We start from the raw sequence: 18,352 nt of genomic DNA, 5'->3' as shown, positions 1-18,352 counted from the left end.
CATCTATGTCGACCTCTTCCCCGTCGTCTACCTCGACATCCTTCCCAGCCTCTTCAGCGTCATCGTCGGCGCATGCTTCGGCGGCCTCTTCCGTGGCCGGCGCCCCCGCCCCGGCGGCGAGCGCGCCGCGCCCATCGTCCGCGCCGGACGAGGCATGCTTCGAGACGGCCCTGGCGTGGTCCGGACATCTACGGCGAACGCTGGACGCCCGCCCCGATCTGCATGCCTGGCTGCGGGAAGCGGGCATCACGCAGGCGTTGACGCCCGACGTGCTGCGCGCCTGGCGCGATGCCCTGGCCGGCGGCGATGCCGCCGTGCTGCCCGTGGCCGACTGCCGGGCCGTGCTGCGCCGCCTGCGCGAGCGCGTGTTCTGCGCCCTGATGGTGCGCGACCTGGGTGGCGCCGCCGACCTGGAGGAAGTCGTCGGCGCCATGACCGCGCTGGCCGACCTGGCGGTGGGCGAGGCGTATCGCAGCGTGGCGACCGACCTGGCCGGGGTGCATGGCACGCCCATCGATCCGGCCACGGGCGCGCCCCAGGAAATGCTCATCATGGGCATGGGCAAGCTGGGGGGCCAGGAACTGAATGTGTCTTCCGATATCGACCTGGTGATGCTCTACGGCGAGGAAGGCGAGACCCCCGGACCCCGGCGCCTGAGCAACCATGAATTCTATGGGCGGCTGACGCAGCGCATGATGCCGGTCCTTTCCGAGCGCGATGCGAATGGTCACGTGTTCCGCACCGATCTGCGCTTGCGGCCCGACGGCGACGGCGGTCCGCTGGCCTGGAGCCTGGATGCCTTCGAACACTACCTGGTGGGCCAGGGCCGCGAATGGGAACGCTATGCCTGGCTGAAGGCGCGGCCCATGCCGGCCCGCGCCTTCGCGGGCAGCGACCCGGAGCCCCATCTGCGCCAGATGGAAAGCGTGCGCCAGCCCTTCGTCTACCGCAAGTATTTCGATTTCGACGCACTGGCCGCCCTGCGCACCTTGCGCGAGCGCATCCGCCTGGATTGGGAACGGCGTGCACTGGCCCGCAACGGCATGGACAGCGCGCTGAATATCAAGCTGGGCGAAGGGGGCATCCGCGAAATCGAGTTCGTCGTGCAGCTCTCGCAGCTGATACGTGGCGGGCGCATGCCGGCCCTGCAGGTGCGCGGGCTGCTGCCGGCCCTGCATTGCGAACGCGAGGCGGGGCTGATCCCGCCGCAAGACGCGGCGCGGCTGGAAGCGGCCTATCGCTTCCTGCGGCGCGTCGAACATGCATTGCAGTACCGGGAAGATGAACAAACCCATCTGCTGCCCGCGGAACCGGCGCAGCGCGCCGCCCTGGCCGCGGCCCTGCACATGGACGCGGCCGCCTTCGAACGCACGCTGGGGGAACACCGCGCGTTCGTGGAGGAGACCTTCCGCAATGCCTTCCGCCTGGCGGGCGTGGGCGACGGCGAAAACGGCACGGCGGGCGATGCCCACCGCACGGGCAGGACCGCGGGCACGCATGGCCACGGCGGGTCCGGCGGCAGCGGCCTGCACGGCGCCGCTGGCACCCATGGCGGCAGCCCCCATGGCGGCGGCACGATCGCCAGCCATGCCGGCGGCAAGGACCGCGGCGCCGAGGACCGCGATCCGGAAACCGTGCTGCTGGACGAAATCCATGCCTTGTTCAGCGTAGAAGAGACCGGCCAGCTGGCGAACCGCGCGCGTGCCCTGCTGGGCGGTCCGCGGCTGCGCACGCTGCCGCACGCAAGCCGGCAGCGCGTCGACATCCTGCTGCCCATGGCCCTGCGCGCGGCCGCACGCACCAATGCGCCCGCGGCGGCGGCGGTACGCCTGTTCGACCTGATCGAGGCCATCGCCCAGCGCAGTGCCTACCTGGCGCTGCTGGCCGAATACCCCGACACGCTGGCGCGCGTCGCGCGCATGATGGCGGCCAGCCCTTGGGCGGCCCAATACCTGACGCAACATCCCCTCCTGCTCGACAGCCTGATCGACTGGCGCACGCTGCATGAACCGCTGGATTTCAGCGCCATGGCGCGCCAGCTGGCCGCCGACCTGGATGCCTGCGTGCTGCCGGACGGCAGCCCGGACATCGAGCGCCAGATGAACCTGATGCGGGATATCCAGCGCCAGGCCAGCTTCCAGCTGCTGGCGCAGGACCTGGAAGGCGAATTGACGGTGGAGAAGCTGGCGGACCAGTTGTCCGCGCTGGCCGACATGCTGCTGGCCGAAACGCTGCGGCGCGTATGGCCGCTGGTGAACAAGCTGCCCAACGCGCAACCCCGATTCGCCGTGATCGCGTATGGCAAGCTGGGCGGCAAGGAACTGGGCTACGTGTCGGATCTGGATCTGGTGTTCCTGTACGACGATCCACGCGACGACGCGGTCGAGGTCTACGGCAAACTGGGACGCCGCATGACTTCCTGGCTCTCGACCATGACGTCTTCCGGGCGTCTGTACGAAGTCGATTTGCGGCTGCGGCCGGACGGCGACGCCGGCCTGCTGGCGGTGTCGGTGGAAGGATTCGCCGAATACCAGCGCAAGCACGCCTGGGTATGGGAACACCAGGCGCTGACGCGGGCCCGCTTCGCCGCCGGCGATCTGGGGGTGGGTGCGCGCTTCGAGGACGTGCGCAAGGAAATCCTGCTGCAGCCGCGCGATGCCGCCGCGGTGCGCCGCGAGGTGCTGGCCATGCGCGACAAGATCGGCGCGGGCCACCCCAACAAAACGGACAAGTTCGACCTGAAGCACGACCGTGGCGGCATGGTGGACGTCGAATTCGTCACGCAGTACCTGGTGCTGACACAGGCGGCCGTGCATCCGGTGCTGGTGGCCAACCTGGGCAATATCGCGCTGCTGGGCATCGCGGCCCGCGAAGGACTGCTGGACGCCGATGTCGCCGCGCGCGCGGCCGACGCCTACCGCACCCTGCGCCGGACGCAGCACCAGATGCGGCTGCAAGGACAGGAAAAGGCGCGCGTGGAGGCCTCCGTGCTGGCCGCCGAGCGGGACGCCGTGCGCCGGCTATGGGACGCGGTTTTGGGGACGAATGAGGAAAGCCCGTCCGGCACGGCAATATAATTACGCTTATGTCCGAACTCGTCCGCCCCACGCTGCAATTGCCCGAAGGCCGCCGCAAAGTGCTGCTGCACTCCTGCTGCGCGCCCTGTTCCGGCGAAGTCATGGAAGCCATGCACGCTTCCGGCATCGAATACGCGATCTACTTCTACAACCCCAACATCCATCCCGTCAAAGAGTACGAGATCCGCAAGCAGGAAAACATCCGCTTCGCGGAAAAGCACGGTATCGAATTCATCGATGCCGACTACGACATGGATAACTGGTTCGATCGCATCAAGGGCATGGAAGACGAGCCGGAACGCGGGGCCCGCTGCACCGCCTGCTTCGATATGCGCTTCGAGCGCACCGCCCTCTACGCGCACGAGCACGGCTTCGACACGATCACCAGTTCGCTGGGCATTTCGCGCTGGAAGGACATGAACCAGATCAACGGCTGCGGCGAACGGGCCGCGGCGCGTTATCCGGAACTGGTCTACTGGACGTACAACTGGCGCAAGGGCGGCGGCTCGCAGCGCATGATCGAAATCAGCAAGCGCGAGAACTTCTACCAGCAGGAATACTGCGGCTGCGTGTATTCGCTGCGCGACACCAACCGCCATCGCCGCGCGCAAGGCCGCGATCGCATCCATATCGGCGTGAAGTTCTACGGACGGGAAGGCCTGGTCAACCAGGAAACGCTGGAAGACACGCCGGCCGCGCCGGAAACGCGCTGATCCAACATTGCGGGGATACCGCCCCACCGGCGTACACTTTGCCCTCATCCGTGCCATCACACCATGAGGACACCATGAACGGCGCCGAAAGCCTGGTCCACACGCTGCTGAAAAGCGGCATCGATACCTGCTTCGCCAATCCCGGCACCAGCGAAATGCACTTCGTCTCGGCGCTGGACCGCATCCCCGGCATGCGTTGCGTGCTGGCCCTCGCCGAAGGCGTGGTCACGGGCGCCGCGGACGGTTATGCCCGCATGGCCGACAGGCCGGCCGCCACGCTGCTGCATTGCGGGCCGGGCCTGGCCAACGGGCTGGCGAACCTGCACAACGCCCGGCGCGCCAATTCGCCCATCGTCAATATCGTCGGCGAGCAGGCCACCCACCATCGCCCGCTCGATGCCCCCTTGACGGCGGACACGGAGGGTTGGGCGCGGCCCGTTTCCGCCTGGACGCGCACCGCCACGGACGCCGCCACCCTGGGCCTGGACGCCGCTGCCGCCGTGCAGGCCGCGCGCATGGCGCCGGGCCAGATTGCCACGCTGATCGCCCCGTCCGATACCTGCTGGAATCCCGGCGGCGTCGTGGCGGAACCCCTGGCACCGCCGCCGGCGCCGCGCGTCGACGAAGGAGCCATATCGGCCGTGGCCCGCGTGCTGCGCGGCGGCGAACCGGCCCTGCTGTTCATCGGCAATTCGGCCCTGCGCGCCGGCCCCCTGGCCACCGCCGGGCGCATCGCGCACAAGACCGGCGTGCGGGTCATGGCGCCTACTTCCAACCGGCGCGTCGAACGCGGCGCCGGCCGCTATCCCGTGGCCCGCCTGCCCTATGCGGTCGAACCGGCCGTGGCGGCGCTCAAGGGCATCAAGCACCTGATCCTGGTGGGCGCCAAGGCGCCGGTGGCCTTCTTCGCCTATCCCGACAAGCCCGCGGTGATGTACCCGGAGGATTGCATCGTGCACGTGCTGGCGCGCGAAGACCAGGACTTGCCGGACGCACTGTCGCGCCTGGCGCAGGCCCTGGATGCCCGCACGGATGCCCCCGTGGCCGAACGCGTCGCGATGGCGCCGGCGCGCGGCGCGGTCACGTCGGAGGCCGTGGCCCAGACGGTCTCCGCCCTGCTGCCGGAGAACGCCGTCATCGTCGACGAGGGCGTGAGCTTCGGCCGCGCCTTCTATCCCGGCACCGCCAATACGGTGCCGCACGACTGGCTGCAGATCACGGGCGGCGCCATCGGCAACGGCCTGCCGCTGGCCACCGGCGCGGCCATCGGCGCGCCCGGCCGGCGCATCGTATCGCTGCAGGCGGACGGCTCGGCCATGTACACCGTGCAGGCGCTATGGACCCAGGCACGCGAGCAGCTGGACGTGACCACCGTCATCCTGGCCAACCGCAAATACGCGATCCTGCTGGGCGAACTGCAAGGGGTGGGCGCGGCAGCCGGCAAGACGGCCATCGACATGCTGGACCTGACCCGTCCCAACCTGGAATGGGTCAAGATCGCCAACGGCATGGGCGTGGAGGCCGCGCAGGCGGACACCATGGAAGCATTCGCCGACCTGTTCGCCACGGCGAATCGCCGCAAGGGACCCTTCCTGATCGAGCTGGTCATCTAAAGGCGCGGGGCAGCCCGGATAAAAAAAGGCGCCGCGAATACGGCGCCTTTCCAGGGCTTGGACCCCACCGGTCTTGCCCAGGCCCTGTAGTTTCAGGGCTGGAGTCCGGGGCTTGGGATATCGGGCCGGATATTGCAGGCCCGTCCCTTCGACCCTCTATCGATGCGCCGCCCCATCACTGCAGCGTGCGCTCGAACACCAGCTTGCCGTCGCGCAGGTCCACCGGCACCACGTCGCGCGGGCCGAACCGCCCTTCCAGGATCAACTTGGCGACCGGGTTTTCGATCTGCTGCTGGATGGCGCGCTTCAAGGGACGCGCGCCGAACACCGGGTCGAAACCGGCCCTGGCGATTTCCGCCAGCGCGGCATCCGACACTTCCAGCTGCATTTCCTGCTTCTCCAGCCGCTGCGCCAGGCGCTTGAGCTGGATCCGGGCGATGGATTCGATGTGCTGCGCTTCCAGCCCGTGGAACACGACGACTTCGTCGATCCGGTTCAGGAATTCCGGCCGGAACGACTGCTTCAGTTCATCCCACACGACTTCCTTGATGACCTCGTAGGGCTTGCCGGCCATGGTCTGGATATGCTGAGAACCCAGGTTGGACGTCATCACGATCACCGTGTTGCGGAAGTCCACCGTGCGGCCCTGGCCGTCGGTCAGGCGGCCGTCGTCCAGCACCTGCAGCAGCACGTTGAACACATCCGGGTGCGCCTTTTCCACTTCGTCCAGCAGGATCACGCTGTACGGTTTGCGGCGCACGGCCTCGGTCAGGTAGCCGCCTTCCTCGTAGCCCACATATCCCGGGGGCGCGCCGATCAGGCGAGCCACCGAGTGCTTCTCCATGAATTCGCTCATGTCGATGCGGATCATGTGCTCTTCGGAATCGAACAGGAAGTCGGCCAGCGCGCGGGTCAGCTCGGTCTTGCCCACGCCGGTCGGGCCCAGGAACAGGAAGGAGCCATAGGGCCGCGACGGATCGGACAGCCCGGCGCGCGAACGCCGGATGGCATCGGAAACCAGGCGCACGGCCTCGTCCTGCCCCACCACGCGGCGGTGCAGGAAGCCTTCCATCTCCAGCAGCTTCTCGCGTTCGCCCTGCATCATCTTCGAGACGGGGATGCCCGTGGCGCGCGACACGACCTCGGCGATTTCCTCGGCGCCGACCTGCGTGCGCAGCAGCCGCGGCCGATTGCCCGATTCGGCTTGCTGAGCGCCGCTTTCCGCGGACTTCAGGCGGGCCTCCAGTTCGGGCAGCTTGCCGTACTGCAGCTCGGCCAGCTTGTCGAACTGGCCCTTGCGCTGCAATTCGGCCATTTCGGCCCGCGCCTGGTCGATCTGTTCCTTGATGGCCTGGCTGCCCTGCACCGCGGCTTTTTCCGCCTTCCAGATTTCCTCGTAGTCGTTGTATTCGCGCTGGAGTTTCTCGAGTTCGTCCTCGATGACGCCCAGACGGCGCTTGGAACCGTCGTCGGTCTCCTTCTTGACCGCTTCGCGCTCGATCTTCAGCTGGATGATGCGGCGGTCCAGCCGGTCCATGACTTCGGGCTTGGAATCGATTTCCATGCGGATGCGCGCCGCCGCCTCGTCGATGAGGTCGATGGCCTTGTCCGGCAGGAAGCGGTCCGTAATGTAGCGGTGCGACAGTTCGGCCGCGGCCACGATGGCGGGGTCGGTGATGTCCACGCCGTGGTGCAGTTCATAGCGCTCCTGCAGGCCGCGCAGGATGGCGATCGTCGACTCCACGTCCGGCTCGTCGACGAGCACCTTCTGGAAGCGGCGTTCGAGCGCGGCGTCCTTTTCGATGTACTTGCGGTATTCGTCGAGCGTGGTCGCGCCGATGCAATGCAGCTCGCCGCGCGCCAGCGCCGGCTTGAGCATATTGCCCGCATCGATGGCGCCTTCGGCCTTGCCCGCGCCCACCATGGTGTGCAGCTCGTCGATGAAGACGATGTTGCTGCCGTCGTCCTGCGACAACTCCTTCAGGACGGCCTTCAGCCGCTCTTCGAATTCGCCGCGAAACTTGGCGCCCGCCAGCAGCGCCGCCATGTCCAGCGACAGCACGCGCTTGCCGCGCAGGCTTTCCGGTACCTCGTCATTGACGATGCGCTGGGCCAGGCCTTCCACAATGGCGGTCTTGCCGACGCCCGGCTCGCCGATCAGCACGGGATTGTTCTTGGTGCGGCGCTGCAGGATCTGGATGGTGCGGCGGATTTCGTCGTCCCGGCCGATCACCGGATCGAGCTTGCCCTGACGCGCGCGGTCGGTCAGGTCCAGGGTGTATTTGGCCAGGGCCTGGCGGTTGGACTCGCCTTCCGCGCCCTGCACCGCCTCGCCGCCGCGCACGGCGTCCACGGCGGCTTCCAGGGCCTTCTTCTGCAGGCCGGCATCGCGCAGGATGCGGCCCGCATCGCCCTTGTCGTCGGCCAGTGCCAACAGGAAGAGCTCGCTGGCGATATAGGTATCGCCACGCCGCGCCGCTTCCTTGTCGGTGCGCGTGAGCACGTTTTGCAGGTCGCGTCCGACCTGCACGTTGGTTTCGCCGTGCACCTGGGGCAGCGACTTCAGCGCGGAGTCGATCGCCGAGGGCAGGCGGTTGACCGCCACGCCGGCGCGCGCCAGCAGGCTGGAGGCGCCGCTGTCGGGATCCCCGATCAGGGCGGAAAGGACGTGCACGGGCTCGATGTAGGGGTGGTCGTTGCGGGCGGCCAGGCTCTGGGCATCGGCCAAGGCCTGCTGGAACTTGGTGGTGAGCTTGTCGAATCGCATAATTGTGGTCGGCTTGTAGGGTTGGAGCCCGACCCGACGGCCGGCTCGATGTTCCACAAATGCGGGCGCCCGGGCGGGATTTCAATGCCCGCCCTCACGATAAGCGATACACGGAGCGGATGGATACCTACGTTTTCGTCTACGGCACCCTGCGCCGGGGGGAAATCAACGACCTGGCCGCCGCGGCGGCGCGCGCCGGCCTGCCCGCGCCGGAATACGCCGGCGCCGCCCAATTGCGCGGCCGGCTGTACGACTTCGGCGACTGGCCCGGACTGCTGCCGGACCCGGATGGCTTGCCCGTGACGGGCGACGTCTACCGCATCGATCCCGCCCTGCTGCCTATGATGGACGCCATCGAGGAATACGACCCCGCCGGCGGATCCTGCTTCGTGCGCCGCCGGCTGCGGCTGGCGGTGGCGGGCCGGGAACTGGACTGCTACTACTATCCCATCGACCCCGCCCACATCGGCGACGCGATACGCACCGAGGCGACCGACTGGATCACGCATCGTAAAAGCCGCCAGGGATAGCCGGCCGGCACCGGCGCGGCACGGCGCTTCAACGGGCCCCGGGACCAGGGGCGCGGCGACCCGGAGGGCGCGGCGGCTTCAGCCTCCCGGTAGCCCAGCGGCGCGGCAGGCCGGCGGCCCGCCGCGCACCCGTGCAGGCCGCGGGCCTCAGACTTCCTCGTACAGCGGCAGCGTCAGGAATTCCGCGAAATCGTCCTGGGTGCTCATCTGCTCGAATATCCGGGCGGCACGGTCATAGGCCTGGCTGGGGCCGGCGACTTCATGCACCTTCACAAGCTCTTCCGGGATGAGCTTGCGCACCAGCGCCGCGGTCACCTTGGTGCCGTCTTCCAGCACGCCCTTGGGCGAACGGATCCACTGCCACACCTGCGAACGGGAGATTTCCGCCGTGGCGGCGTCTTCCATCAGGTTGTGGATGGGCACGCAGCCGTTGCCGTCCAGCCAGGACCCCAGGTAATGGATGCCGACGTTGATGTTCATGCGCAGGCCGGTTTCGGTGATGGGCGCCTCGGGCTGGAAATCGAGCAGATCGGCGGCCTTGACGTCGACGTCCGGACGCTGCTTGCCGATCTGGTTCGGTGCGTCGCCCAGCACCTTGACGAACTCTTCCATGGCCACGGAGACCAGGCCCGGGTGCGCCACCCAGCCCCCGTCGTAGCCGTCGGTGGCGTCGCGCGTTTTGTCGGCGCGGATGCCCGCCATGGCCTGCTCGTTCTTGACCGGATCGCTCTTGATGGGGATCAGCGCGCTCATGCCGCCGATGGCCGGCGCGTTGCGGCGATGGCAGGTCTTCAGCAGCAGCAGCGCGTACGCGCGCATGAAGGGCGCGGTCATCGTCACCTTGGCGCGGTCGGCCAGGCAGAAATCGCGTTCCACCTTGAATTTCTTGATGCAGCTGAAGATATAGTCCCAGCGGCCGGCATTGAGCCCGGCGCTGTGCTCGCGCAGCTCGTACAGGATCTCGTCCATCTCGAAGGCCGCCAGGATGGTCTCCACCAGGACGGTCGCCTTGATCGTGCCCTGCGCGATCCCCAGCGCCTTCTGCGTGTGGACGAAGACGTCGTTCCACAGGCGGGCTTCCAGGTGGCTTTCCATCTTGGGCAGGTAGAAGTACGGCCCGCTGCCGCGCGCCAGCAATTCCCTGGCGTTATGGAAGAAGTACAGGGCGAAGTCGAAGATGCCGCCGGAGACGCGCTTGCCGTCCACCGTGACGTGCTTCTCGTCCAGGTGCCAGCCGCGCGGCCGCACCAGCAGCACCGCGGTCTTGTCGTTCAGCTGATAGGTCTTGCCGCCCTGCTCCAGGCGTATCGTGCGGCGCACGGCGTCCATCAGGTTGATCTGGCCGGAAATCTGGTTGTGCCAGTTCGGCGTATTGGAGTCCTCGAAATCCGTCATGTAGCTGTCGGCGCCGGAATTCAGGGCGTTGATCACCATTTTGCGCTCGACCGGGCCGGTGATTTCCACGCGCCGGCACTTCAGGTCTTCCGGGATGGGCGCGATGGTCCAGTCGCCGTCGCGGATGTGCCGGGTATCGGGCAGGAAATCCGGCTTCTCGCCGGCGTCCAGGCGCTTGGCGCGGGCCGCGCGGGCGGCCAGCAGTTCCTGGCGCCGGGCCTCGAAAGTGCGATGCAGGTCGGCGACCAGCGCCAGCGCATCATGCGTCAGCACCGTCTCGAAGCCGGGTTCGATGGGGGCGTCGATGGCGACGCCCGCGGGCAGTTTCAGGGTCATTGAAGTCTCCGCGGAAGAATCCTGTGTCCGCCAGTGTACGAAGCGGATATTGAATTAAAAACCATATAAAAGTAGATTCATCTTTTATTTTTCTGCAAAAGTGGCCGCGCGTATGCCCGCGACCCTGCTGGGCGGCACACGCCGGCCGTCCGACACTATGCCCGGCGGCATGGCCTGGCCGCCCCGGTGCCGCCAGCGCCGCAGGTTCGCCGGCCACGCCGCTTCACTGCCTGCCATGGACCGTTTCAAGCAACTCCAGACCTTCGTCGACGTGGCCTCCCTGGGCAGCCTGTCCGCCGCCGCACGGGCCGAAGGGGTCGCTCCCGCCATGATCGGCCGACGCATCGATGCGCTGGAAGCCCGCCTGGGCGTGAAGCTGCTGGTGCGCTCCACGCGCCGCATTTCCCTGACGGCCGAGGGCGGCACGCTACTGGAGGACGCGCAGCGCATCCTGCGCGACCTGAACGACTCCGAAAGCCTGGTGGCGCAGGGTAGCGCGCGTCCCACCGGCCTGCTGCGCATCACGGCGCCGGCGGGCTTCGGCCGGCGCCACGTCGCCCCCCTCCTACCCGGCTACGCCGAGCGCTACCCCGACGTCAGCGTCACCCTGGACCTGAGCGACCGCCTGGCCGACCTGATCGAGGAGCGCTACGACTGCGCCGTACGCATCGGCGACCTGCACGATTCCGACATGGTGGCCATCCGCCTGGCCGACAACCGGCGCGTCGTCGTCGCGGCGCCCGCCTATCTGGCCCGGCATGGCACACCGCGCACGCCGGCGGACCTGGCAAGCCATCATTGCCTGTCCTTCGGCAGCCAGGCCAACCAGTCGCGCGGATGGCTGTTCCGCGTCAACGGACAGCTTACGCCCTATCGCGTCGGCGGCCGGCTGGAATGCAGCGACGGCAGCGTGCTGCATCAATGGACGCTGGCGGGCTGCGGCCTGGCCTGGCGGTCGATGTGGGAAGTGCAGCAGGACCTGGCCAGCGGCCGGCTGAAAACCGTGCTGGACGACTACTGCGCCCCGCCCAACGGCATCTATGCGATGCTGCCCGAGCGCAAGCACACGCCGGCGCGCGTGCGGGCCTTCGTGGACCTGTTGCGCCATGCCTACGCGGACCCCGGCTACTGGGGCGAACCCGGATCGGGCTGACGCAGATTCAGCGCATTGCCACGCGCCGCGCCCTACAATGCGCGGCATGCCATCCCGCGGCCGCGGCCGCATTCGCCCGGAACCCCCATGCGCTTGGTTTTTTGCCTTTTGCTGGCGCTGTGCGCCGCCGTATCCGCCCGGGCCCAGGACGAAAACGGACCGCCCCGCATCGGTGCGCCGGCTTGGCAAACGGTGCAACTGGGGGCCCGTGCGCATCGCTATCCCTTTCCGGTCTACGCCAGCCGCACCTTGACCGCGGACAAGCTGGCCCGCGTCGAACACGTCATCGTCATCGTGCACGGCGTGCAGCGGGACGCCGACCGCTATTACGAAACGGCGGCCGGCCTGCTATGGATGAATCCCGCCGCCATGGACAACACGCTGGTGATCGCGCCGAAGTTCGCGGACACCATCGACCGCGGCTTCGAGCGCATGCCCGCCTGGCACCGCCAGCGCTGGATCGCCGACGGCGACAGCGTCAAGGCGGCGGGTCGTCCGGCGCCCATCGGCTCCTTCGACGTGCTGGACGACCTGGTGGAATGGCTGGGCGACCGCCATACGCTGCCCGCGCTGCGCGACGTCGTGCTGGCGGGCCATTCCGCCGGCGCCCAGATGCTGCAGCGCTACGCCGTCCTGAACAACATCGACGAAGCCGTGCGCAAGCGCGGCGTGGCACTGCGCTACGTCATCGCCAATCCGTCCTCGTACCTGTATTTCACGACGGACCGCCCGCGCGCCGATGGCGGTTTCGGCCCCTACAACCGCGGCTTGTGCCCCGAGTTCAACGATTTCCGCTACGGGCTGGACCACCTGCCCCACGATCTGCATCCCCAGGACGCCAAGCGCCTGGCGACGCGCTACGCAAGCCGCGCCGTCACCTATCTGCTGGGCGCCGCCGACACCAATCCGGAGCAGCGCTGGCTGGACAAGCGCTGCGGCGCGGAGGCGCAGGGCGCGACCCGGCTGTCGCGCGGACGCGCCTACCTGCGCTACGAGGCCTGGCTGCCCGCGCTGAAGCAGAATGTCCATCATGCCTACGAAGTGACCGGCGTGGGACACGACCAGCGCGGCATCTTCGGCTCGGAATGCGGCGCGCGCGCGCTGCTGGGCCCCGACGCCAGGACGGGCCCAGGCGCGGCGGCCTGCGCCGCGCCACCCCCATCGTCGCCGCGGCTAGGCCGCCCGGCCGACGATACCCGGACGATATCCCCACCCCGGTAACGGCTGGTATCGTATCGCTTCGATACCCCGTTCATGCACGCTCAGGCACGCCACCATCATGTCGCTCGAAGAACACTACACCGCCATCCTGCAACAACTCGGAGAAGACCCTTCCCGGGAAGGCCTGCGCGACACGCCGCTGCGCGCCGCCAAGGCCATGCAGTACCTGTGCCGCGGCTACGGCCAGAACCTGCACGAAATCGTCAACGGCGCCTTGTTCACGTCGGACACCAAGGAAATCGTCCTGGTCAAGAACATCGAGCTGTATTCCCTGTGCGAGCACCACATACTGCCCTTCATCGGCAAGGCGCACGTGGGCTATCTGCCCAACGGCAAGGTGCTGGGGCTTTCCAAGGTGGCGCGCATCGTGGACATGTACGCACGGCGCCTGCAGATCCAGGAAAACCTCAGCCGCCAGATCGCCGAGGCCGTCCAGCAGGTAACGGGCGCCGCCGGCGTGGCGGTGGTCATCGAGGCGCAGCACATGTGCATGATGATGCGCGGGGTGGAGAAGCAGAATTCGTCCATGGTGACCTCGGTCATGCTGGGCGAATTCCACGACAATGCGGCCACGCGGTCGGAGTTCATGGACCTGATCCGCTAAGGCGGCCGCCGCGCCCGCGGCCCGGCGGCTGCCTTGCGCGGCGCCCTCCTTGCCTGCCCCCCGGGCCAGCGGCGGCGCCGCGCGCCTGGCGCCTACTTCAAGGTGAAGCTGGCCTGCTTCACGTCCTGCGAATCCAGTCCCACGTAGACCTTGAATAATCCCGGCTCGGCGCCGTAGTGCAGCTGGGCGTTGTAGAAAGCCAGGTCGTCCTCGTCGATCGTGAACGCAACCTTGCGCGATTCGCCGGCCTTCAGCATCACCTTCTGGAAATGCTTCAACTCCTTGACCGGCCGGCTGACGGAGGCGACCGGATCCTGGATGTACAGCTGCACCACGGTCGCGCCATCGCGATCGCCGGTATTGGTCACCGTCACGCTGGCCTGCACGGTGCCGCCGCGCGTCATCGCCGGGCCGGACAAGTCGACATCCGAAAGCGCGAACGTGGTGTAGCTCAGGCCATAGCCGAAGGGAAACAGCGGGCCATTGGGCGCATCGAAATACCGCGACGTGTATTTGTCCGGATGCAGGGGGTCGAACGGCCGACCCGTGTTCAGATGGCTGTAGTAGATGGGGATCTGCCCCACCGAACGCGGGAACGTCATGGGCAGCTTGCCCGACGGGTTGTAGTCGCCGAACAGCACATCGGCGACGGCATTGCCGCCCTCGGTGCCGGCGAACCAGGTTTCCAGCAGGGCGTCGGCGTTGTCGTTCTCCCAGCCCAGGGCCAGCGGGCGTCCGTTCATCAACACCACCACCAGCGGCTTGCCGGTCGCCTTCAGGGCGTGCAGCAGCTTGACCTGGCTCTCGGGAATGACGATGTCGGTACGGCTGGATGCCTCGTGCGCCATGCCCTGGGATTCCCCCACCACCGCCAGCACCACGTCGGCCTGGCGCGCGGCCGCCACGGCCTCGTCGATCAGCTGAGCGGGCGTGCCTGGGCCCACATCCACGTCCTCTTCATACAGGTTCAGGTACTTGACGATCTCCGGGTCGTCGACGACGTTCGCGCCCTTCGCATACAGCAGCCGCGCCCGGTCGCCGACGGCGTTGACCAAGCCCTGGTACAGGGACACGGTCTGCTCCGTCCGGCCGGCCGCGGACCAGTTGCCCATCATGTCGCGCTGGCTCTTGGCCAGCGGGCCGACGACCGCGATGGTGCCCTGCTTGCGCAGCGGCAGCACCCCGCCCTGGTTCTTCAGCAGCACCAGGCTTTCGCGCGCGACCTCCCGCGCCGCGCCGCGATGCAGGCGGCTTTCGGCGTTGACGTCGGGCGGATCGTTCGCCGGCGGCCCGAGATGGCGATACGGGTCGCGGAACAAGCCCAGATCGTACTTGACCCGCAGCACGTCGCGGGTCGCGCGGTCCAGGTCCGCCATGGCGATGCGGCCGCTTTCCAGCAAGGGCTTCAGGTTGTCGCCGTACATCGAGTCGCTCATGCTCATGTCGGCGCCGGCGGAGATGGCCAGCCTGGCGGCGTCGCGGCCGTCGGCCGCCACGCCATGCTTGATCATCTCCATGATCGCGCCGTGATCGCTGATGGTGATGCCCTTGAAGCCCCACTGCTTGCGCAGCACGTCCTGCAGCAGCCATTTGTCGCCGGTGGCCGGCACGCCGTTCAGCGAATTCAGGGCGATCATCACCCCTGCCGCGCCCGCGTCCAGCGCCGCCTTGTAGGGCGGCAGGTAATCCTGGAACAGGCGCTGCGGGCTCATGTCCACGGTGTTGTAATCGCGGCCACCTTCGACGGCGCCGTAGGCGGCGAAATGCTTGACCACCGCCATGATGCTGCCCGGCGCGGCGGGATCGTCGCCCTGATAGCCCTTGACCAGTTCGGCGCCGATGCGCGACGTCAGGGTGGTGTCCTCGCCGAAGCCTTCGGAATTGCGGCCCCAGCGCGGATCGCGCGAAATATCGACCATCGGCGACCACGTGAGGTCCAGTCCGTCCGCGCTGGCCTCGATCGCGGACACGCGGCCCGTTCGCCGGATGGCATCCATGTTCCAGGTGGAGGCCAGGCCCAGGCCGATGGGGAAGATCGTGCGCTGGCCATGGATGACGTCATAGGCGAAGAACAGCGGGATCTTCAGCCGGCCCTGCATGGCGGCGTCCTGCAGTACGCGTATGTCCTGGGGCGTCACGGTGTTGAATATCGCGCCGACCTTGCCGGCGCGGATGTCGGCGGCGAATTTGGCCCTGTCCGGATGGGCGCCGGCGGGCAGGCTGACGAGCCGCAGCTGGCCGATCTTTTCATCCACCGTCATGCGCCGCATGAGGTCGTCGATATACGCTTCGCGCGCCGCCTGCTCGCGCATCATGGAAGGCGGATTGCTTGAAGGATTGCCCGTTTGGCCAAATGCCGGGGCGCCGGCCAGCGCGATCAGCAAGGGGAGCGTCAAACGTAGCTTTTTCATGCGCATGCGTCTCTGTTGTTGTCGATGTGGGATACGCGCCGGCCTGGCGGCCGGCGCCGGGGCCCGGTGGGGACCCGGCGGGGACCAAGTTTGCCACATCGCCGTCGGGGGCCGCGAAATACCGCGAGCGGCCGTCCACGGACGGCCCGCGGACGCGCGACAGGGGCTACAGACCCCGTGGACGGTACGGAAGCGGCAGCGCTACAGGCGCGACAAGGTCAGCGGATCGGCCTGGCCATCGAAGAAGCGGTCCAGGCAGGCGCGAAACAGGGTTTCCTGCGGCGCCGCCCGATCGAAGAGCGTCAGGCAAGACCGGAACTTCACCGCGTCCACCGGCCCGAAGATATCCTCGGCCGAGGACGCGGGCGCGCGGGCCGTCAGCTCGCAGGCCCGCTTCAGCCGCGGCCCCAGCACGGGATGGTGAAGATAGGCACGGGCCTCGTCCAGGCCCGAGATGGCGTAGCGCCACGCCATGTCGCTGCGGCCCAGGCCCTGGATCTGGGGAAAGATGAACCACATCCAATGGCTGCGCTTGCGGCCGGCCGCCAGTTCCGCGCAGACCGCGTCGAAGACCGGATCCTGCGCGGCCACGAAACGCCGCAGGTCGTAGGGATCGTTCAGTTCGCTGGTTTCCATGTCAACTCCCACGCGCCACTTAGCACGTTCTGCAGCCACAACGCGCAGGTGAGCGTCTTGGAATCGGTGATGTCGCCATTGCGGCAGGCGGCAAAGAGCGCATCGACCGTCATGGGATGGACATCGACGAATTCGTCGGCGTCCGTCTGCGCCGGACCGGGCTGCAGGCCACGCGCAAAGAAGATATGGATGATCTCGGTGGAATACGCAATGGCCACGTGCATGGCGCCCGCCGCCGCCCACGCCCCGCCGCGGTAGCCCGTTTCCTCCAGCAGCTCGCGCTGGCCGCACACCAGCGGGTCTTCGCCGGGATCCAGCTTGCCGGCCGGGAACTCCGTCATCACGCGGCCGATGGGGTAGCGATACTGGCGCACCATCAGGACGCGCCCATCGTCCAGCATCGGCACCACCACCACTGCGCCGGGATGGACGATGTATTCGCGGGTGGTGCTATGCCCATTGGGCAATTGCACCGTATCGCGTCGCGCGCGCAGGAAACCGCCCTCGAACAGCGTTTCCTGCTTCAGGGGTTTTTCCACGAGGTGAGCGTCGTTGTTCGTATCCATATCGTTCGTATTCACGGGGTCGTCCACGGCGGGGGAAAAGATCCAACAGGGAAAGTGCGCCCAACGGAAAAGAAGATCCCGCGGGAAAGAGTTCCAACTTTAGCAGCTGTGGTCGCGCATGCCGCAGCCGTGCCGACATTCTCACGCTACGCCAGGAAAAATGGCGGGCTCGGCATCGCATGCCGGCACGCGCGAGCGCGCGGCGGGCCGTGCACGGCTGATCCGGCATGTGAGAAGATGCAGAGCCGCCGGCCGCGCCCGGCGCGCCCGACAAAACACATAAGGAGGAGCAACATGCCCATGAAAACCATCGTCCGCGCATTCACCGCCCTGGCGATTGCCGCAAGCATCGCGCCGGCGGCGGCGCGCGCCGATTACCCGGACAAGCCCGTCAAGATCGTCGTGGCATTTACCGCGGGCGGGACGACCGACATCCTGACCCGCGCCATCGGCAACAAGATCAGCGAATCGCTGAAGCAGACCTTCATCATCGAAAACCGTCCCGGCGCGGGTGGCAATATCGGCAGCGAGTACGTCGCGCGCGCCGCGCCGGACGGCTACACGCTGCTGGCCGCGTCCGTCGGCCCGATCGCGGTCAATTCCAGCTTGAACAAGCTCGATTACGACCCGTTGACCGACCTGGTGCCCGTCGTGCAGTTCGCCGATGTCCCGAACGTGCTGGTGGTGCCGCCCGATACGCCCGTGCATAACGTCGCCGAGTTCATCGCCTACGCCAAGCAGCATTCGGGCAAGCTGAACTACAGCTCCACCGGGATCGGCACGTCGTCGCACCTGGCCAGCTATATGCTCATGCAAAAGATCGGCGTGCAGGCCACGCATATTCCGTACAAGGGCGCGGACGCGCTGACCGACCTGCTCAGCGGCCGCGTACAGTTCATGTTCGCCACCATTCCCTCGGTCATCGGACAGATCAAGGCCGGCAAGCTGCGCGCGCTCGCGGTCAGCAGCATCCGCCGCTCCGCCTCCATGCCCGACGTGCCGACCATCGCGGAAAACGGCTTCCCGGGCTTCGAAGCCGGCTCCTGGTTCGGCATGTTCGCGCCCAAGGGCACCCCGCCCGCCACCATCGCCACCTTGAACAAGGCCGTGAACGCGGCGCTTCCCAGCCTGAAGGACAAAATGACGGCCGAAGGCGCCGACCCGGTGGGCGGCAGCGCGGAAGCCTTCGGTGCGTTCACCCGCAAGGAACAGGCGAAGTGGAGCGCGCTGGTCAAGCAGATGGGCGCGAAGGCGGAGTAGGCGCACGGCGCAGGGGCTGGCACGCCTGGCGCAACCAGGCGCCCGCACGGCATGATGGGCGCGCCACCGC

At 67.6% G+C, this 18,352-nt stretch carries 13 protein-coding genes; 8 read left to right on the top strand and 5 right to left on the bottom strand.

Annotated features, from left to right (window positions below; genetic code table 11):
• Positions 1–92 precede the first annotated feature (92 nt).
• From glnE to AKI39_RS08400, 3 genes are all read left to right on the top strand, one after another.
• Positions 93–3,077 carry a bifunctional [glutamate--ammonia ligase]-adenylyl-L-tyrosine phosphorylase/[glutamate--ammonia-ligase] adenylyltransferase gene (gene glnE, locus AKI39_RS08410; RefSeq protein WP_066634431.1) on the top strand — a complete coding sequence of 995 codons (2,985 nt, stop codon included), beginning with the start codon at positions 93–95 and terminating at the stop codon, positions 3,075–3,077.
• An 8-nt stretch (positions 3,078–3,085) separates the two neighbouring features.
• Positions 3,086–3,790: an epoxyqueuosine reductase QueH gene (locus tag AKI39_RS08405; RefSeq protein ID WP_066634430.1), complete on the top strand. Its 705-nt coding sequence runs from the start codon at positions 3,086–3,088 to the stop codon at positions 3,788–3,790.
• A gap of 74 nt (positions 3,791–3,864) precedes the next feature.
• On the top strand, positions 3,865–5,403 hold the full coding sequence (locus AKI39_RS08400) for an acetolactate synthase large subunit (RefSeq protein WP_066634429.1): 1,539 nt from the start codon (positions 3,865–3,867) through the stop codon (positions 5,401–5,403).
• 175 nt (positions 5,404–5,578) lie between these two features.
• Here the strand turns inward: AKI39_RS08400 and clpB are convergent, their stop codons facing one another.
• Positions 5,579–8,170 (bottom strand): ATP-dependent chaperone ClpB, encoded by a 2,592-nt coding sequence (gene clpB / locus AKI39_RS08395; RefSeq protein WP_066634427.1) that lies wholly within the window; start codon positions 8,168–8,170, stop codon positions 5,579–5,581.
• Between the two features lie 119 nt (positions 8,171–8,289).
• On the opposite strand from clpB, the gene AKI39_RS08390 reads away from it, so the two are divergent.
• On the top strand, positions 8,290–8,700 hold the full coding sequence (locus tag AKI39_RS08390; protein WP_066634425.1) for a gamma-glutamylcyclotransferase family protein: 411 nt from the start codon (positions 8,290–8,292) through the stop codon (positions 8,698–8,700).
• A gap of 147 nt (positions 8,701–8,847) precedes the next feature.
• On the opposite strand, the gene aceB is transcribed toward AKI39_RS08390, so the two are convergent.
• A complete protein-coding gene (aceB, locus tag AKI39_RS08385; protein WP_066634424.1) occupies positions 8,848–10,431 on the bottom strand; it encodes a malate synthase A in 1,584 nt (527 codons plus the stop codon).
• 235 nt (positions 10,432–10,666) lie between these two features.
• Between aceB and AKI39_RS08380 the strand changes: the two genes are divergently transcribed.
• The 3 genes from AKI39_RS08380 (at position 10,667) to folE (ending at position 13,409) form a co-directional block, all read left to right on the top strand.
• A complete protein-coding gene (locus tag AKI39_RS08380; protein ID WP_066642501.1) occupies positions 10,667–11,584 on the top strand; it encodes a LysR family transcriptional regulator in 918 nt (305 codons plus the stop codon).
• A gap of 87 nt (positions 11,585–11,671) precedes the next feature.
• Positions 11,672–12,805, top strand: coding sequence for a hypothetical protein (locus AKI39_RS08375; RefSeq protein ID WP_066634423.1), 1,134 nt, complete (start codon positions 11,672–11,674; stop codon positions 12,803–12,805).
• Between the two features lie 58 nt (positions 12,806–12,863).
• A complete protein-coding gene (gene folE / locus AKI39_RS08370; protein WP_066634422.1) occupies positions 12,864–13,409 on the top strand; it encodes a GTP cyclohydrolase I FolE in 546 nt (181 codons plus the stop codon).
• Between the two features lie 92 nt (positions 13,410–13,501).
• On the opposite strand, the gene bglX is transcribed toward folE, so the two are convergent.
• The 3 genes from bglX to AKI39_RS08355 form a co-directional block, all read right to left on the bottom strand.
• Positions 13,502–15,820 (bottom strand): beta-glucosidase BglX, encoded by a 2,319-nt coding sequence (bglX, locus tag AKI39_RS08365; RefSeq protein WP_066642500.1) that lies wholly within the window; start codon positions 15,818–15,820, stop codon positions 13,502–13,504.
• Between the two features lie 201 nt (positions 15,821–16,021).
• Complete coding sequence (locus tag AKI39_RS08360; RefSeq protein WP_066642498.1) at positions 16,022–16,441, bottom strand: DUF1810 domain-containing protein; 420 nt, start codon at positions 16,439–16,441, stop codon at positions 16,022–16,024.
• Positions 16,438–17,022, bottom strand: coding sequence for an NUDIX domain-containing protein (locus AKI39_RS08355; RefSeq protein ID WP_066642496.1), 585 nt, complete (start codon positions 17,020–17,022; stop codon positions 16,438–16,440). Before AKI39_RS08355 ends, AKI39_RS08360 begins: the two co-directional genes overlap by 4 nt.
• A gap of 300 nt (positions 17,023–17,322) precedes the next feature.
• Between AKI39_RS08355 and AKI39_RS08350 the strand changes: the two genes are divergently transcribed.
• Positions 17,323–18,282 (top strand): Bug family tripartite tricarboxylate transporter substrate binding protein, encoded by a 960-nt coding sequence (locus AKI39_RS08350; protein WP_083229082.1) that lies wholly within the window; start codon positions 17,323–17,325, stop codon positions 18,280–18,282.
• Positions 18,283–18,352: the final 70 nt, after the last annotated feature.

The sequence above is a fragment of the Bordetella sp. H567 genome (assembly GCF_001704295.1).
Classification (GTDB): domain Bacteria; phylum Pseudomonadota; class Gammaproteobacteria; order Burkholderiales; family Burkholderiaceae_B; genus Bordetella_C.
Note: the sequence above shows the minus strand (reverse complement) of the source record. Positions and strands in the feature narration are given on the sequence as shown.

Bases quoted from the DNA above. Each gene is read 5' to 3' on its own strand.
- AKI39_RS08390 (WP_066634425.1), top strand. From the start codon at position 8,290: ATGGATACCTACGTTTTCGTCTACGGCACCCTGCGCCGGGGGGAAATC.
- AKI39_RS08405 (WP_066634430.1), top strand. From the start codon at position 3,086: ATGTCCGAACTCGTCCGCCCCACGCTGCAATTGCCCGAAGGCCGCCGC.
- bglX (WP_066642500.1), bottom strand. From the start codon at position 15,820: ATGAAAAAGCTACGTTTGACGCTCCCCTTGCTGATCGCGCTGGCCGGC.
- aceB (WP_066634424.1), bottom strand. From the start codon at position 10,431: ATGACCCTGAAACTGCCCGCGGGCGTCGCCATCGACGCCCCCATCGAA.
- AKI39_RS08375 (WP_066634423.1), top strand. From the start codon at position 11,672: ATGCGCTTGGTTTTTTGCCTTTTGCTGGCGCTGTGCGCCGCCGTATCC.
- AKI39_RS08380 (WP_066642501.1), top strand. From the start codon at position 10,667: ATGGACCGTTTCAAGCAACTCCAGACCTTCGTCGACGTGGCCTCCCTG.
- AKI39_RS08355 (WP_066642496.1), bottom strand. From the start codon at position 17,022: ATGGATACGAACAACGACGCTCACCTCGTGGAAAAACCCCTGAAGCAG.
- folE (WP_066634422.1), top strand. From the start codon at position 12,864: ATGTCGCTCGAAGAACACTACACCGCCATCCTGCAACAACTCGGAGAA.
- clpB (WP_066634427.1), bottom strand. From the start codon at position 8,170: ATGCGATTCGACAAGCTCACCACCAAGTTCCAGCAGGCCTTGGCCGAT.
- AKI39_RS08350 (WP_083229082.1), top strand. From the start codon at position 17,323: ATGAAAACCATCGTCCGCGCATTCACCGCCCTGGCGATTGCCGCAAGC.
- AKI39_RS08400 (WP_066634429.1), top strand. From the start codon at position 3,865: ATGAACGGCGCCGAAAGCCTGGTCCACACGCTGCTGAAAAGCGGCATC.